The organism is Actinoallomurus bryophytorum, assembly GCF_006716425.1.
In the GTDB taxonomy this organism is placed as follows: domain Bacteria; phylum Actinomycetota; class Actinomycetes; order Streptosporangiales; family Streptosporangiaceae; genus Actinoallomurus; species Actinoallomurus bryophytorum.
Genome location: NZ_VFOZ01000001.1, coordinates 2911347 through 2926695, shown reverse-complemented (window position 1 = coordinate 2926695; position 15349 = coordinate 2911347). Strand labels below are relative to the sequence as shown.

At 70.9% G+C, this 15349-nt stretch carries 14 protein-coding genes; 6 read left to right on the top strand and 8 right to left on the bottom strand.

Annotated features, from left to right (window positions below):
• Positions 1 to 259 precede the first annotated feature (259 nt).
• Positions 260 to 1615: a PP2C family protein-serine/threonine phosphatase gene (locus tag FB559_RS13490; RefSeq protein ID WP_185792186.1), complete on the top strand. Its 1356-nt coding sequence runs from the start codon at positions 260 to 262 to the stop codon at positions 1613 to 1615.
• 140 nt (positions 1616 to 1755) lie between these two features.
• Positions 1756 to 2523 (top strand): hypothetical protein, encoded by a 768-nt coding sequence (locus FB559_RS13485; RefSeq protein ID WP_141955935.1) that lies wholly within the window; start codon positions 1756 to 1758, stop codon positions 2521 to 2523.
• Between the two features lie 3 nt (positions 2524 to 2526).
• On the opposite strand, the gene FB559_RS13480 is transcribed toward FB559_RS13485, so the two are convergent.
• Complete coding sequence (locus FB559_RS13480; protein ID WP_185792185.1) at positions 2527 to 2943, bottom strand: nuclear transport factor 2 family protein; 417 nt, start codon at positions 2941 to 2943, stop codon at positions 2527 to 2529.
• A gap of 49 nt (positions 2944 to 2992) precedes the next feature.
• On the opposite strand from FB559_RS13480, the gene FB559_RS13475 reads away from it, so the two are divergent.
• Complete coding sequence (locus FB559_RS13475; RefSeq protein ID WP_141955933.1) at positions 2993 to 3595, top strand: TetR/AcrR family transcriptional regulator; 603 nt, start codon at positions 2993 to 2995, stop codon at positions 3593 to 3595.
• A gap of 34 nt (positions 3596 to 3629) precedes the next feature.
• Here FB559_RS13475 and FB559_RS13470 read toward each other — a convergent pair whose 3' ends face one another.
• The 6 genes from FB559_RS13470 to FB559_RS13445 form a co-directional block, all read right to left on the bottom strand.
• Positions 3630 to 4523, bottom strand: a complete 894-nt coding sequence (locus FB559_RS13470; RefSeq protein ID WP_141955932.1) for an LLM class flavin-dependent oxidoreductase — start codon at positions 4521 to 4523, stop codon at positions 3630 to 3632.
• Between the two features lie 236 nt (positions 4524 to 4759).
• On the bottom strand, positions 4760 to 5551 hold the full coding sequence (locus tag FB559_RS13465) for an ABC transporter permease (protein ID WP_141955931.1): 792 nt from the start codon (positions 5549 to 5551) through the stop codon (positions 4760 to 4762).
• On the bottom strand, positions 5548 to 6492 hold the full coding sequence (locus tag FB559_RS13460) for an ATP-binding cassette domain-containing protein (protein WP_141955930.1): 945 nt from the start codon (positions 6490 to 6492) through the stop codon (positions 5548 to 5550). Before FB559_RS13460 ends, FB559_RS13465 begins: the two co-directional genes overlap by 4 nt.
• Positions 6493 to 6532: 40 nt before the next feature.
• Complete coding sequence (locus FB559_RS13455) at positions 6533 to 7375, bottom strand: DUF4097 family beta strand repeat-containing protein (RefSeq protein WP_141955929.1); 843 nt, start codon at positions 7373 to 7375, stop codon at positions 6533 to 6535.
• A gap of 64 nt (positions 7376 to 7439) precedes the next feature.
• Positions 7440 to 7997 (bottom strand): hypothetical protein, encoded by a 558-nt coding sequence (locus tag FB559_RS13450; RefSeq protein WP_141955928.1) that lies wholly within the window; start codon positions 7995 to 7997, stop codon positions 7440 to 7442.
• A 220-nt stretch (positions 7998 to 8217) separates the two neighbouring features.
• A complete protein-coding gene (locus FB559_RS13445) occupies positions 8218 to 9516 on the bottom strand; it encodes a S8 family serine peptidase (protein ID WP_141955927.1) in 1299 nt (432 codons plus the stop codon).
• A 176-nt stretch (positions 9517 to 9692) separates the two neighbouring features.
• Here FB559_RS13445 and FB559_RS13440 point away from each other — a divergent pair, with 176 nt between their 5' ends.
• Together FB559_RS13440 and FB559_RS13435 are read left to right on the top strand one after the other, a co-directional pair.
• Positions 9693 to 13013 (top strand): right-handed parallel beta-helix repeat-containing protein, encoded by a 3321-nt coding sequence (locus tag FB559_RS13440; protein ID WP_141955926.1) that lies wholly within the window; start codon positions 9693 to 9695, stop codon positions 13011 to 13013.
• A 148-nt stretch (positions 13014 to 13161) separates the two neighbouring features.
• Positions 13162 to 13785: a sigma-70 family RNA polymerase sigma factor gene (locus FB559_RS13435; protein ID WP_141955925.1), complete on the top strand. Its 624-nt coding sequence runs from the start codon at positions 13162 to 13164 to the stop codon at positions 13783 to 13785.
• A gap of 16 nt (positions 13786 to 13801) precedes the next feature.
• Here the strand turns inward: FB559_RS13435 and FB559_RS13430 are convergent, their stop codons facing one another.
• A complete protein-coding gene (locus FB559_RS13430) occupies positions 13802 to 14737 on the bottom strand; it encodes an EamA family transporter (protein ID WP_141955924.1) in 936 nt (311 codons plus the stop codon).
• 107 nt (positions 14738 to 14844) lie between these two features.
• Here FB559_RS13430 and FB559_RS13425 point away from each other — a divergent pair, with 107 nt between their 5' ends.
• Entirely contained in the window at positions 14845 to 15345 is a 501-nt protein-coding gene (locus FB559_RS13425) for a MarR family winged helix-turn-helix transcriptional regulator (protein WP_141955923.1), read from the top strand.
• The last annotated feature ends 4 nt before the right edge of the window (positions 15346 to 15349 follow it).

The following is a 15349-nucleotide window of genomic DNA, read 5'->3' as shown; positions in this document are numbered from 1 at the left end:
CACCCGGTATTCGAACCTCCCGTACCGGGCCGGGCTCACGAGGACCTGGGGTCGCTCGGGTATTTTTCGTGAATACGCCCAGGTCGCGTGACATAGTCGACATTTTCGACACTCACTGTCTGCATGAGAGAGTCTGTGTCGGGCGTTTCACCGCCGCGTGGCGGTCGTCACCGCCTGGCTGTCGCTGAGGCGATCGCCTCGAAAGATCGGGGGCCGCCGTATGGCGGACGGGACGCAACGACATACGTTCATATCCCAGGTGTCGACGGCGATCGGCAGCAGTCTGGACGCGGACAAGGCGTTGCGCCGGCTGGTGCGGCTCATGGTGCCGGCACTGGCGGACTGGTGCGCGGCCGACCTGCTGGAGGGCGGGACCGTACGCCGGGTGAGCGCGGCCGGCCGGAAGGCCGGCCAACCGGCCACCGATCTGCCCTGGGCGCTACCGGTCACGTCGCACGCCCGACTGGCGCGGGTGTTACTGGGGGCCGGTCCGATGCTGCTCACCGGGCTCACCGCTCGCGGCCGGGCAAGGGACGCGACGCATCGGCGGGAGCTCGAGGAGTTCGAGCGGCTGGGTGCCCACACCGCGATCATGGCCTCCGTACGCGCTCGTGGGAACGTGCTGGGGGCGCTGACCCTGGTGACCAATACCCCAGATCGGTCGTTGACCGAGGAGGACCTGCCGTGGGTCGAAGACCTGGCCCATCGCGTGGGTCTCGCGATCGACAACGCGCGTTTGTATCTTCTGCAGAAGCAGATGGCGCAGCGGATGCAGCTGTCGCTCCTTCCCCGGCTGCCCGACATCGCCCCCCTGGGTGTGGCGGCACGGTACGCGCCGGCGCGTGAGTCCTCAGAGGTCGGCGGTGACTGGTACGACTGCTTCCGGCTCGCCGACGGTGCCCCGGCGCTGGTGATCGGGGACATCGCGGGCCACGACCTCAAGGCCGCGGTGCAGATGAGCCAGGTCCGCAACATGACGCGCGCGCTCGCCTGGGACCGGGAGGGGCCGCCGAGCGAGATCGTCGGCAGGCTGGACCAGGCCCTGGACGGGGTCGGCGAGGGCGTGGTGGCGACGATGGTGCTGGCCCGCGTGGAGGTCTCCGCACCGGGTCACTGGCGGCTGCGCTGGACCAACGCCGGTCACCCACCGCCCTTGCTGGTCACCAGAGCCGGCGAGGCCAGGTTCCTCAAGGACGGACACGACCACTTACTCGGCGTCGACGTCGAACGTGCCAGGCCCGACGCCTGCGAACCGCTGCCGCCGGAGTCGACGGTGCTGTTCTACACCGACGGCCTGATCGAACGCCGTACCGAGTCGCTCGACCGGGGGATGACCCGGCTTCGTCAGCAGACCATCGCGCTGTCCGACCTCGACATCGACACCTTCTGCGACAAACTGCTCAGCATGGCCCGCGCGGACCACGAGGACGACATCGCCGTGATCGCCCTACGGCTGCCCCCGGCCACGGCGACGGCGAGGTTCCGGAACGCGCGGCGACCAGGTGGTGCCTGCCGGGAGGCCGTCAACCTCCGGCGGGCCGGTAGTGACGGATGCGGTCGATCATCGCGTCGAGCGCGGCCTCGAGGGCGGCCGAATCTCCCCGAGCCTGGCTGAGCAGCAGACCGCCCCGGATCGCGGCGTGAGCGTCCGGGTCCTATCCCGGCGCCGAACGCCCATGAGCGCGCGTACGGGAGGGCCGCACGCGCCTGGCGTCTGAGACACTCCTCCGGGATCGAGGCGGCTGGGGGGTCATCGTGAGCGAACCGGCGGACCTGTCCTGGTCGCCGGCCCGGGTGCTCCACCCAGGCCGCAGCGAAGGACCGCCTCTCGCGGCCGACCCGCGCCGCCTGTTCCGCGCATCTCACCTGGTGCCCTGCCCGAGGTGCCGTGGCACGGGCACGGTCGGCGGGTACACGGGCGACGACCCTCCCGAATGGGAGGAGGGCGCGTGGACCTGCGGAAACTGCGGCACGTACCGTTCCGTGCCCGCGGACATGCCGATCGTCGACCGGCCGCCGGTGCCCGGACTGCTCTCCGCCGACCCCGAGGGAGTGCTGAGGGCCGAGGCTGCGGCCCGCACGGGTGTCGAGCGCCTCGCTCCCTGGGGAGTCCCCGCCACCGACCGCGTCGTGTGGCGTGTGGGCGGCCCGCCGGCGGAACCGATGAGGGCCACGATGCCCCATCCCCGTGCCGAGGTACTCCGCCGCCTGTTCTTCCACCAGTGGCGCTCCGCGCTGGGCACGGTGCCGCATACCCATGTTCCCGGGCTGGACCTCGTCAGCCTGTTCGCCCGCCGGGCGGCCTGGCACGCGCGGCTGGACCGGGCCTGGCGCCTCGCCGCCGGCCGCGGGCTCGTCGTGCCCTCCTCGGCGGACCGCCCGCAGGCGGCCGGGCGGAGCATGGCCGACCTGGCCAACCCGTTCGCCGCGATCATCGAGGTCTGGGCCACGGGCTATGCCTTCGCGGACGTCACCGGTGACGCGATCCACCTCATCGCCCCGGCTGACGAGGCAGGCGGCTGACCATCAGCTGCCGTCTTCCGCCCAGCCATCGAGGAAGACGCGCGAGTCGAAGAAGTAGTCGCGCGACCAGGTGATCTTGCCGTCCTCCACACGGAAGATCGCCATCAGGTCGAGGTCCGTCAGGACGTCACCGTTCTTGTCCAGCACCTTGTCCGTCCGCTGCATCAGGACGATGTTGCCGTTCGCGGCGATGTGGTGGAGCTCGATGCCGAATCCCTCCGCGCCCATGCCGCTGCGCGCACGTTCGAGATCCGCCAGCAGCTGATCCCGGCTCTCAACCGGATCGCCGGCGGACGTGATGGCCTCCCAGTGCACGTCTTCATGGACCAGCCTTTGACAGGTCGTCACGGCGTCCTCGTACGTGGGTCCGAAGTTCGCGCAGAAATCCCTGGCCACTGCCTCGGGCGAAATGTCACTCATTGAAGAACTCCCTATGTCCACGGCTGTGGACATAACGTAGACTTCCGCCATGAGTCCGCGCAACCCCGCGTCGGGAGCGCCGCCCGCCAGGCGCCGTAACGCCGCCGCGACCAAGGAGGCGCTCAAGCGCGCCGCGCTGGAGGCCTTCACGCGGTCGGGATACGACGGGGTCGGCCTGCGGGAGATCGCCACGGCGGCGGGAGTGGACCCGCGGCTGGTCGGACGCTACTTCGGGTCCAAGGCCGAGCTCTTCGCCGAGACGCTGGAGCTCACCACGGAGTCACGGCCCATGGTCCCGCCGGTCACGGACGACGCGGCGGCGGAGCTGCTCACCCGCCCACGGGCCGAGAATTACCTCAATGGCTATCTCATGACCATCCGGTCGACGTCCAATCCGGAGGCCACGGCGATTCTGAGAGAGGTCATCGAACGCAGTGGTACGCAATCGGTCGCCGCGCGACTCTCCGGCCCTCACCGTGACGGCCGGGCGGCTCTCCTCATCGCCATCAACATGGGAATTCTTCTCATGCGCGACATCCTCGGCACGGCCGCGCTGACGGACGAAGAGGCGGAGGAGCTTGTCCCCTACCTCGAAGCCGCGTACGAGGCGATCGCCGGACCACAGGAAGCGGGCACAGAATCCAACGACTGACCGTCCACCCCGATCAGCCGGGCCTCGTCGTACGTCAGCGTGACCGCTCGGCGGCGACCGTTTCGCGTACCGCAGGCGCGACGTCCTCGGCGAACTCTTTGATCACGTCGGCGGAGCTCACCCGGTAGAGGATGAAGGCGCTGATGCCGTGGACGAGAGCGAGTTCGGTGAGCTGCTCCACCCACACGGCAGGTGGCCCCTGAAGGAAGCCCGCGCCGGTGCCGGAGAAGTTCCCTTCGATGTTGTACCCACGGCGTACGGCCGCGGGGGAGCGACCGGCCTCGGTGGCCGCCTCGTCGATGAGCTTGCCGGCGGCGGCGAGACCCTCCGGGGGCATGGCCGAGGAGCTGGGAAGCCAGCCGTCGGCCGTCCGCCCGGTCCGGCGCAGCATGCGCGGCTGGTAGGCACCGAGCCAGATGGCGATGTCGTGCACTGGTGCGGGGCACGGTTTGGCGCCGCGGAGGTGGTAGTGCTTCCCCTCGAAAGTCACGTCCGCGTCGGAGGCCCACAGCGCGCGGATGATCTGCACGGCTTCCTCGAGCGCCTCGATCGACTCCGCCGCGCTCCTGGCGGGCCCGCCCTCCGCGACGATGGAGTCCCACAGTTGCTGCGCGCCGGTCGCCACGCCGAGGTCGAACCGCCCGTCGCTGAGAATGTCCAGCGTCGTCGCCATGCGGGCCAGCATCGCCGGCGGGCGCAGAGGCAGGTTCATCAGATTCGGCATGACCCGCACCCTGGTGGTCCGCGCCACGATCGCGGACAGCAGCGCGACGGTGTCCAGGCGCTCCGGCCAGTACGGATGGTCGGACAGGGTCACGAGATCGAGACCGACCTGATCGCACAGCTCGGCGAGCTCCACGACATCGTGCGCCCGCTCTGGGGGTTCGAGCAACGTACCGAAGACGAGATCGTGACCGTGGTCAGCCATGTGGACTCCGTTGGGGTGTGCGACGGCCGCGACCCTTTCACGGGTCCATCCGGTCATCGGTGGATGAACGGGTATCCCCGTATCGCGGGTCGACTCTCGCGCACCTCGCGGACGGTGACCAGGGGCAGAGTTTGCCCCGGTTGAGCTCCCGGGCTTCCACGGCCATGGCCCACCGGCCACAGACGCCCGGGTGATGTCACCGCGGTGTGCCTGCCGGTGGGCCTGGTGGCGGGTGTTCAGCGCGAAGGGTCGCGATTGAACAGTTTCTTCGACCAGAGGTAGCCGACCAGGGTGATGGCGGCGCACCAGGCGGTCGCGAGGATGGCGCTGTTGCCGATCGAGGTGCCCAGGAGCAGTCCTCGCAGCGTGTCGATGACGGGAGTGAAGGGCTGGTACTCGGCGAACCAGCGGAGGCCGGTCGGCATGGAGTCGGTGGGGACGAACCCGCTGCCGAGGAACGGCAGGAGCATCAGCGGCATGGGTGCGTTGCTGGCGGACTCGACGGTCTTGCTCACCAGGCCGAGCGCGACCGACAGCCAGGTGAGCGACAGGACGAGCAGAGTGAGCATGCCCGTGGCCTCGACCCACTCCACGGGCCCCGCGGTGGGCCGGAACCCGATCAGCAGGGCGACGCCGACGACGATCGCCATGCTGAGGAGCGTCTGGATCACGCTGCCGACGACGTGCCCGGTCAGCACCGAGGCCCGGGAGATCGCCATGGTGCGGAACCGGCCGACGATCCCTTCGGTCATGTCCATGGCCACCGACACGGCCGTTCCGGTGGCGGCGCCGGCGATGGTCATCAGGACGATTCCGGGAGTCACGTAGTTGACGTACTCGGCGCGGCCGCCCGAAACACCGCCGAGGCCGGCGCCCAGGGTGCCGCCGAAGACGTAGACGAATATCAGCAGGAAGACCACGGGCATGCCGGCGAGCATGAGTGTCATGGACGGGTAGCGCAGCATGTGCCGGAGGTTGCGGCGCAGCATCGTCGCCGAGTCGCGCGTGGCAAAGGAGATGGTGCTCATCGAACGCGTTCCTTCTCGGGTTGGCCGGTGAGGGTGAGGAAGACGTCGTCGAGGTCGGGGGTGTGGACCGACATCTCTTCGACCTCGATCGACTGGTCGTCGAGCTGGGCGAGCAGGGCCCGCAGCGACCGGACGCTGCCGTCGCTGGGGACCTGGAGGGTGAGTTCGTCGTCGTCGCGGGACACCTCGCCGAGAGCGTGGACGGCCGATCGAAGTCCTTCGGCGTCGGTGAACCGCAGGCGGATGTGACCGCCGGGGATCATGCGCTTGAGCTCGTCCGCGGTGCCCTCGGCGATCAGCCTTCCGTGGTCGAGGAGCGCGATGCGGTCGGCGAGCTGGTCGGCCTCGTCCAGGTACTGCGTGGTGAGGAAGATCGTGACCCCGTTCGCGGCAAGGTCGCGGATGATCTGCCACATGGTGCGACGGCTGCGTGGGTCCAGGCCGGTGGTCGGCTCGTCGAGGTAGATGATGCGCGGGTCCCCGACCAGGGTCATCGCGAGATCGAGCCGGCGCCGCATGCCGCCGGAGTAGGTGGCGGCCGTCTTCTTGGCCGCCTCGACCAGGTCGAACCGCTCGAGCAGCGCGGCCGCGCGGCGCCGGCCCTCGGCCCGGCCGAGGTGGTGCAGGTCCGCCATGAGGATGAGGTTCTCCTCGCCGGTGAGGAGCTTGTCGACCGCGGAGTACTGGCCGGTGACGCCGATCGCGGCGCGTACCGCGTCGGGATCGCGCGCCATGTCATGGCCCGCGACACGTATCTCGCCGCCGTCGGCGCCGATGAGCGTGGACAGGATCTGGACCATGGTGGTCTTACCGGCGCCGTTGGGACCGAGCAGCGAGAAGATCGTTCCCTCGGCGACCTCCAGATCGATGCCGTCGAGCACGACCTTGTCGCCGTAGGACTTGCGCAGCCCGGTCGCCACGATCGCTGGGGGGGTGGTCATGTTCCCTCTTTTCGCGCGGTTGGAAGGAGCCGTCCGTTTGTCAGGGGCGGCGGATCACGATGTCGCCGTAGCCGGTGCGAGCACGCACCTCAACGGTGTCGTCGGACGCCGCGGGGTTGTCGCTGGCCTGGAGATCGCTGCGTATGCTGCCGTGCTTGGAGTTGACGTCCAGCCAGGCGGCGGTGCCCTCCCTGACTCCGAGCTCCAGCTCTCCGAAGCTGGTCTCGAGCACGATCGTGCCGCGGACGACCTCGCCGATCCGGACACTGCCGTACGCGGTCTTGGCGCTGACGGCGGCCAGGGCACGGTGGACGCTGATGTCGCCGTTCGCGGTATTGAGCCGCACGTCGTCGGTCACCTCGCCGACGATGATGTCGCCGTTGGCGGTCTTGACCACCGCGCCGCCGTCGACCTCGCCGATCCAGATCTTGCCGGAGGAGGTGCTCACGTCGATGTGACCGCTCGAGCGGCCGACCGAGACGTTGCCCGCGGCGGTGCGCAGCTTCAGCCCGCCGGTCTCCTCGAGGCGGATGGAGCCTGCGGCGGTGTCGAAGGAGGACTCGCCGATGCGGCCCTCGCTGCGGTAGTCCGCCCAGCCCTTCGCGTCGACCCGTGAGTCACTCGGCAGCTCGATCGTCAGCTCGATGGACGGATACCGGCCGAGGAGTGAGCGGAGCTTGTTCTTGGGTGCTCTCACCGAGAGCTGGCCGTTGGAGTACTCGACCTGGGTCTGTTCGGCGGCGTGGACGTCGGCTTCTCTGGTCTCGTCGCGAGGGCGTACCTCCACGACCGTGTCGGCGCGGTCGCTCGCCTTGATCTCAACCCGGCCGGCTGTGATCTCGATGACGGCGGTGATCGGCTCGGGGGTGTCGAAAATCGGCATGGCGATGCCCTCTCAGTGGCTTCGGGTGTCCTGACCTGGTACGGGGTGATGGGGGCGGCTGCGGTCAGCGGACCCAGCCGGTGTAGCTCTGTCCGAGCCGCTGTCCCTGGCTCTGATCGGAGCGGCCACTCTGGTCGCCGGCGTCGAGGGCGGCGGACACCGCGCGGACGAGCCAGGCGTTGACCGAAAGCCCCATGCGGGACGCCGCCTCGTCGATGCGCGGCTTCAGGTGCTCGGGGAGGCGCAGCGTGATCCGCGAGGTGCCGCTGCTCTCGTCGGCGTCCGGAGCCGGCGGCCGTACGCCCATCGTGACCTCGATCGCGCCGGCCAGGGCACTCCGCAGGCTGCCCGCGGGAGCCTCCCCGGGCGCCGGCTCGACCGGCGGTGGTGTCACGACGAAGTCGGGGTCGCGCCCGCGCAGGCGTACCTCGACCGAGCCCGGCGCGAGGTCAGTGGTGATCTCGTCCGCGGCGGCCGACAGCGCCTCCAGCAGGGCGAGCCGCGCGGCCGAGTCGAGGGCGGCGCTGAGCCGCTCGGCCAGTGCGCGAGCGTCATCGCCGCCGGCCTCGGCGGCGACCGCCAGCTCCCGGCGAAGGTTGTCGATGTACGGCGTGAGGTCCATGACGTCATGATGACATCATCGCGACGTCAAACGCAAGCACGAATCCGGTTGATCTGACGTCACGTGGACGCAGCGGCACGTGTACGGGCGTGTGAAATCGCGGTAATGGCCATCTGACCTGGGGTACTTCAGAGTGACGTCAGGCCTGCGTCTGATCGGCCTGATATGAAGTCACTGCGACGTCGTGGTCGACGGCGAGCGGGTCGGCGACCCGGGACGCTCAGTCCGTCTTGCCCCCGGCGGGGCGCCAGCGCCTGGCACGGCCGAGCGGGATGACCACCGCCGCGCCCGCCACCAAAGCCACGATCCCGCCGCCCACGGCGGCGATGGCCAGGGCACGGGTACGCGGGCCGGAGGTCGCGTGCCCGGTCATCCGTACGGGGTCGGCCGGTCCCGGTGCGCCGCCCGCCTCGATGGAGGGCACCGCGGCCACGGCCGCGTACGGGTCCAGGACCGGAATGGCCGCGGGATAGGCGGAGACGACAAGGTCACGCTGGATCTGCGCGGGCGTCAGGTGCGGGTGGTAGGCGAGGACCAGAGCCGCGGTCCCGGCGACGTTGGCCGCCGCCAGGGACGAGCCGGAGCCGATGAAGTTGCCGGTGCCCTTCGGGCCGATGCTCACCACGGCGTCGCCCGGTGCGGCCAGGTCGGCCGCGAAGATGTCCGGCGCGTCCTTGGGACGGCTGCCGTCCGCCCCGAAGTCCTCGACCGAGACCACCTGGGGGATGAACGCGGGAAAGTACGGCCGCGCGGTCGGGTCGAGCGTGTTGCCGCCGGCGACGCTGGGGGCGCTGGGGGCGTTGCCTCCCGCGGCGGGGGGCACGGTGCCGGAGGCCGGCGGCGTGGCGGTGGAGGCGGCGGGCGCGACGTCGGGGGCCGCGGGCGCGACGACCAGGACGTTCTTCTGCGTGGCGTAGGCGACCGCGGCGGTGAGCTCGTCTCTCCCGGTCGTCAGGGCCGCGCCGACGTAGACGACTCCGGCTCCCCGGTCCACGGCGGCGCGGATGCCGGCCGCGACCTTGCCGGGAGTGGCGGTCCCGCGCGCGTCGGTCGCGCGTACGGCGAGGATCCGCGCCTCGGGTGCTACGCCGCCACCGCCGGTGTCGTCGACGGCGGCGGCGATCAGGCCGGCCGCGAAACTGCCGTGTCCCACGCAGTCCTGGCCGGAGCCTGCCGTGGCGGTCACCCGGCCGGCCAGTGCCGGGGCGCTCGTGCCCACCCCGGTATCCACCACGGCGACGGTGATCCCGGCGCCCTGGGTGAGCTGCCGGGCACGGGAGAGGCCCAGGGCCCGCACGGTCCAGGGCTGCGCGTGGGCCTGCGTGGGCGACGTGTCCGTGCACGACCGGCCGGGGGCCAGGGTCGAGGAGATGACGGGCAGGCTGACGGGTCCCGGATCGTCGGCGGACGGGGCACCGGCCATCGTGGCGGCGGCTCCGGGAAGAGCGGAGCACAGCACCGGGATTGTGGCGACGGCCACCGACACTGCGGCGCGCAGGGGACGAGATACACGTCGCATGCGAAGAGGCTACGACGCACGTCTTGTCGTTCTCTTGTCGCGTACGGCAAACGTCGGTGCTGGTCAGAGCCATTGCACGGAAGGGTGCCAAGTGAGACGCGCGCGCGGCATGATGGATGCTGCGACCCCTGCCCCGGCCGTCCCCCGAAATCGGCCCCCCTCAAGGAGAGTCCAGCGTGTCACGGCAGTTGCTCACGGTCTCCCCGGACGAGCCCGGTGGTTTCCGGACGATCGAGGAGGCGCTGGCCGCGGCGCGTACGGGGTCGGTGATCCGTATTCGGCCCGGCCGGTACGCCGAGAGCCTCGTCATCCGGACCCGGGTGACGATCGTCGCCGAGGGCGACCGGGGCAGCGTGGAGATCTGCCCGCGGAGCGGCACCGCGGTGATGCTCCTGACCGACGCCGTGATGCTCACGGACCTCACGCTGCGTGGCGGAGGCGACGACGTTCCGGTGGTGGACGCCGCGCACGGCCAGGTCGCGATGGAGGGCTGCACCGTGGCCGGTTCCGGCTGGACGGCCGTACTCTCCCGCGGATCCGGCTCGCTCGCGATGCGGGGATGCCGGATCACGAACGCCGAGGGCGCGGGGATCGTCGACACCGCCGAGACGGTCAGCGTCATCGAGGACTGCCTGATCGAGAACCTCGGCACGTCCGCCGTCGTCCTCGGCGAGAAGGCGCGGCCCACGATCCGCGGCTGCCGGATGCGGGACGCGCGTGGCAACGGAGTACTCGCCAACGGCGAGGCGCAGGGCACGGTCGAGGACTGCGAGATCACCACGACCTCCAAGCCGGCCATCGCCCTCGAAGGGGACAGCGCCACCCGGATCGCGCGCACCAGCGTGCGCGACTGCGCGGTGGGCGTCTACGTGACCAGCGGGTCGCGCCCGATGCTGGAGGAGGTCTCGGTCACCGACATCACCGCGGGTCCCGGGATCGTGCTGGCCGGCGGTGCGGATCCGCTGCTGCGGCGCTGCCGTACCGCGCGGACCAAGGAGAACGGCCTGGCCGTCACCGAGCGCTCCCGCGGCACGTTCGAGAGCTGTGAGTTCAGCGGCTCGGACGGGCCGGCGATCAGGATCGTGGGGTCAAGCTCGCCGTCGCTCAGTGCGACGAAGGTGCGCGAGTGCGCCGACGCGTCCGCGTCCGTGCTGCTGGCCGAGGACTCCGTGGCGGAGTTCGACCGGCTGGAGGTGGTGGACGTCGCGGGTGCCGCGATCGTCATCCGGTCCGGCGCCAACCCGCTTCTGCGGCACGCGACCGTCACCGCGGCCGGCGGCACCGGAATCGAGATCGCCGAAGACGGGCGCGGGCGGCTGGAGCACTGCGTCGTCGAGCGGGCCGCCGGCGCCGCGGTGCGCATCGGAGCCGGGGCCAACGTCACCCTCCGCGACTGCGACCTGCGCTCGGCGGGTGAGGCGGGCATCGCCGTCGACGCCGCCGGCATGGGCGTGGCCTCGGACTGTGCGGTGTCCGGCAGCGGTGCCTCGGGTGTGGTGGTGCGCGATGGTGGCGACCTGACGCTGACCCGGGCACGGGTCAGCGGCTCGGGCGCCCACGGCGTGCTCCTGTCGGCCGGTGCGCGTGCCACCCTCGACGCCTGCGAACTGACCGGGAGCCTCGGCGACGGCATCCGGGTCGACACCACGGAGGCGGTCTCCGTCCTCGGCTGCACCGTACGCGACAACCGGGGAGCCGGCCTGCGGCAGCCACGCCCCGGCGGGCGGCTGAACGTGCGTGACCTGGAGAGCTCCGGCAACGCCGCGCCCGACTCGTGGGGCGTCGAGGCGGGAGACGAATCCACCTCCGGAGAGCCGGACGAGTCCGCCAAGACCCGCGCGCCCGCGCCCAAGGGACCGATGGAGGAGCTGGACGCCCTCGTCGGCCTCGAGGGGGTCAAACGGCAGGTGCGCACGCTGGTCAACCTCAACCAGATGTCGCAGCGCCGTGCCCGGCTCGGTATGCCCGTGCCGCCGATGAGCCGGCACCTGATCTTCGCCGGCCCTCCCGGCACCGGCAAGACCACGGTCGCCCGGTTGTACGGCGGAATTCTCACCGAGCTCGGCGTGCTGCGCAGCGGGCACCTGGTCGAGGTGTCACGCGCCGACCTGGTCGCCCAGTACGTCGGCGCGACGGCCATCAAGACCACGGAGGCGTTCAACGAGGCGCTGGGCGGCGTGCTGTTCATCGACGAGGCCTACACCCTGGTCTCCGAAAGCAAGGGCGGCAGCGACTTCGGCCGTGAGGCCATCGACACGCTGGTGAAGCTCATGGAGGACCACCGCGACGACGTCGTAGTGGTGGCCGCCGGCTACACCGTCGAGATGCAGTCGTTCCTGTCGGCCAACCCCGGCATGGCCTCGCGGTTCAGCCGGACCATCGAGTTCACCAACTACACGGTCGAGGACCTGGTGACGATCACCGAGGGCATGTGCCGCAACCACCGGTACGAGCTGGGCCCCCTCACCCGGCAGGCGCTCGCCGCGCACTACGAGCGCATGCCGCGCGACGCCACGTTCGGCAACGGCCGCGCGGCGCGCCTCGTTTTCGAGGAGATGGTCGACCGCCAGGCGTTCCGGCTGGCAGCGATGACCGACCCGGCCGAGAGCGACCTGTCCCTGCTCCTGCCCGAGGACGTCAGCGACGAGGCCGCGCAGGTGACGGAGATTTCCGCGGACCGTGAGACGCTGCTGGGCCGCCTCTCCGGCATGATCGGCCTCGGCGCCGTGAAGCGCGAGGTGAGGGACATGGTCGACCTGCTGGCCGCGGCGAAGCAGCGGGAGGCGGCCGGGCTGCCCGCGCCCAACATCAGCCGTCACCTGGTCTTCACCGGCTCGCCCGGCACCGGCAAGACCACCGTGGCACGGCTCTACGCCGAGCTGCTGCGCGCCCTCGGCGTGCTGCGCCGCGGGCAGCTCGTGGAAGTGGCGCGTGCGGACCTGGTCGGCCGGTTCGTCGGCCACACCGCGCAGCTCACCAGAGAGGTGTTCCAGAGTGCGCTGGGCGGCGTGCTGTTCATCGACGAGGCGTACACCCTCACTCCGGAGGGCTCCTCGAACGACTTCGGCCACGAGGCGGTGGAGACGCTCCTGAAGCTGATGGAGGACCATCGCGACGAGGTCGTCGTCATCGTCGCCGGCTACACCGAGGAGATGCGGCGTTTCCTGGGTTCCAACCCGGGCCTGGCCTCGCGGTTCTCCCGGCATGTGGAGTTCGAGGACTACACCACCGACGAGCTGGTCGAGATCATGGGCACCCAGGCCGCCGCCAACGGGTACGAATACCCCCCCGAGACGGTCGAGGCGCTGCGGACGTACGTGGGCGCAATTCCGCGTGACCGCGCCTTCGGCAACGGGCGGCTGGCCCGGCAGCTGCTGGAGAGCATGATGACCCGCCAGGCCCGGCGGCTCGGCGGCATGACTTCGCCTGATGTGTCGGACATGCGCCGGCTGCTGCCCGGGGACCTCCCGACCGCGAACACCCCAAGCACACACTGAACTGCGCGGACGCGGCCCGCGTCATGTCGGCAAGTCGGCGGCAAGCACGCACCAAGAGCACCGCTCGATCATGGAGCCCCCGCGATGACAGCGGCCGCGTCCGTAACCGTCGCGGCCGGTTCCGGACGAGCAGATGAGGTCGCCTCCCATGACGCACAGCCAGGTGCTGGACCGGCCACTGAATCGGACTGCCGTCGTCGCCCGGCCGGTGCCCGTGCCGCGGCACCTCGACGTGCCGGAGCGTACGGTGCCGCGGCCCGACGCCGTACGGGACGACGCGTTCTCCCGCACGCTCTACGAGCGGCATGGCACGGTCCTGCTCAGCTTCGCCGTCCAGCTCTGCGACGGCGACCGGCACCGGGCCGAGGACGTCGTCCAGGAGACCGCCGTACGCGCCTGGCAGCACCAGGGCATCCTGGACCCGACCACCGACGGGGTACGGACGTGGCTGTTCACCGTCGCGCACCGCATCGCCATCGACCACCACCGCGCCCGGCAGGCCCGGCCGAAGGAGGTCAGCGAGGAAGAGCCCGCCGACTCGGCCGCGCCCGACCCCGCCGACCGCGTCGTCACGCTGCGGGTGGTGCTGGAGGCCATGGCCGAGCTCACCGAGGGGCAGCGCGAGGTGCTGATCTACACCCACTACCTCGGCCACAGCGTGGAGCAGACGGCGCGGACGCTCGGCCTCGCGCCCGGCACCGTCAAGTCCCGCGCCCACTACGCCATCCGCGCGCTACGTGAGGAGCTGCGAGACCGCGCGATGATGGACTGAGGAACCGCGCGCCACATCAGCACGCGCGGGCCGGAGCCGGAGCCGGAGCTGGAGCTGGAGCCGGTACGGGCTCGGGCAGCCGACGGGTGCCCGTCCGGACCTGGCCGAGCAGCGTGCCGCCGAAGGCGATCGCCATGCCGAGCACCTGGAGCGGCGTGAGCGCCTGGCCGAGCGCGACCCAGCCGATCACGGCGGCCGACAGCGGGCTCAGCAGGGTGAGGAACGCGACCGAGGCGGCGGGCAGCAGCGCCACGCCGCGGAACCACAGCCAGTACCCGGCGGCCGTGCCGATGACGCCGAGGTAGAGGTAGCCGGCCACCGCGCGGCCGTCGAGTACGGGCGGTGCGCCCTCCGCGAGCAGGCTGACGGGGAGGAGCAGGAACCCGCCGGCGGTGAGCTGCCAGCCGGTGAAGGTGAGCGCGCCGACGCCCGCAGGACGTCCCCAGCGCTTGGTGAGCACCGTGCCGGCCGACATCGCCGCGGCTCCGGCCAGCCCGGCGAGTATGCCGACGGTGTCGAGCCGCGCGCCGGAGCGCAGGACGACCAGGCTCACGCCCAGGACCCCGGCCAGCCCGGCGAGCAGGCGATGTGCGGTCGGACGCTCGGCGAGCAGCATGGCCGCGAAGGCCAGCGCGAAGAGCGGTCCCACCGAGCCCAGCACGGCCGCCACACCGCCTGGCAGCCGATACGCCGCCAGGAACAGCAGGGGGAAGAAAGCGCCGATATTCAGCACACCCAGCACCGCCGCCCGCCAGAACCACGCGCCGCGGGGCAGCGTACGCGTGAGTGCCAGCAGGACCAGCCCGGCCGGCAGCGCCCTCGTCAGCGCGGTGAACAGCGGCCGTCCGGGTGGCAGGAACTCCGTGGTGATCGCGTAGGTCGAGCCCCAGACGATCGGGGTGAGCCCGGTCAGGGCGAGATCACGTGCGGTCGGTGAACCTGAAGGCGTCATGTCGATCTCTCCACATTGATAATCTCAACGTTGAGATAACTGTGAACCCGAAAGAGCTTCAACGTCAAGTAGATGAACGTCAAGATTGTTGGCATGGAGAGGATCACATGAGCGACGCGGTGGACCTGGTGCTGGCCCAGTGGGGGCGGGAACGTCCCGACGTCGACGCGTGGCCGATGGGGATCGTCGGGCGGGTCTCCCGCCTCTCCCGGTTGCTGGACCTCCGGCTGAAGGACTTCTTCGCCGAGCACGGGCTGGAGCGATGGGAGTTCGACGTCCTGGCGACTCTGCGCCGGTCAGGCCCTCCGTACGAGCTGACGGCCGGTGCCCTCAACCGCGCGGCGATGATCACCTCCGGTGCGATCACCAACCGCATCGACCGGATGGCGAAGCGGGGACTCGTCGAACGCCTGCCCGACGAGGAGGACCGCCGCTCCGTGCGCGTACGGCTGACCGAGCACGGCTGGGAGACCATCGAGGGGCTGATCGGTCCCCATACCGAGAACGAGGCGCTTCTCCTGGCCGCGCTGAAGCCGCGCGAGCGTGACCACCTGGCGGGCACGCTGCGCGACCTGCTGGAGTCGCTCGGCGACACGTCACTCGAATAGCGGG

Coding starts and splice junctions, on each gene's coding strand:
- FB559_RS13450 (WP_141955928.1), bottom strand. CDS start 7,997: ATGGACCTCACGCCGTACATCGACAACCTTCGCCGGGAGCTGGCGGTC.
- FB559_RS13460 (WP_141955930.1), bottom strand. CDS start 6,492: ATGACCACCCCCCCAGCGATCGTGGCGACCGGGCTGCGCAAGTCCTAC.
- FB559_RS13430 (WP_141955924.1), bottom strand. CDS start 14,737: ATGACGCCTTCAGGTTCACCGACCGCACGTGATCTCGCCCTGACCGGG.
- FB559_RS13470 (WP_141955932.1), bottom strand. CDS start 4,523: ATGGCTGACCACGGTCACGATCTCGTCTTCGGTACGTTGCTCGAACCC.
- FB559_RS13480 (WP_185792185.1), bottom strand. CDS start 2,943: ATGAGTGACATTTCGCCCGAGGCAGTGGCCAGGGATTTCTGCGCGAAC.
- FB559_RS13465 (WP_141955931.1), bottom strand. CDS start 5,551: ATGAGCACCATCTCCTTTGCCACGCGCGACTCGGCGACGATGCTGCGC.
- FB559_RS13445 (WP_141955927.1), bottom strand. CDS start 9,516: ATGCGACGTGTATCTCGTCCCCTGCGCGCCGCAGTGTCGGTGGCCGTC.
- FB559_RS13425 (WP_141955923.1), top strand. CDS start 14,845: ATGAGCGACGCGGTGGACCTGGTGCTGGCCCAGTGGGGGCGGGAACGT.
- FB559_RS13455 (WP_141955929.1), bottom strand. CDS start 7,375: ATGCCGATTTTCGACACCCCCGAGCCGATCACCGCCGTCATCGAGATC.
- FB559_RS13475 (WP_141955933.1), top strand. CDS start 2,993: ATGAGTCCGCGCAACCCCGCGTCGGGAGCGCCGCCCGCCAGGCGCCGT.
- FB559_RS13435 (WP_141955925.1), top strand. CDS start 13,162: ATGACGCACAGCCAGGTGCTGGACCGGCCACTGAATCGGACTGCCGTC.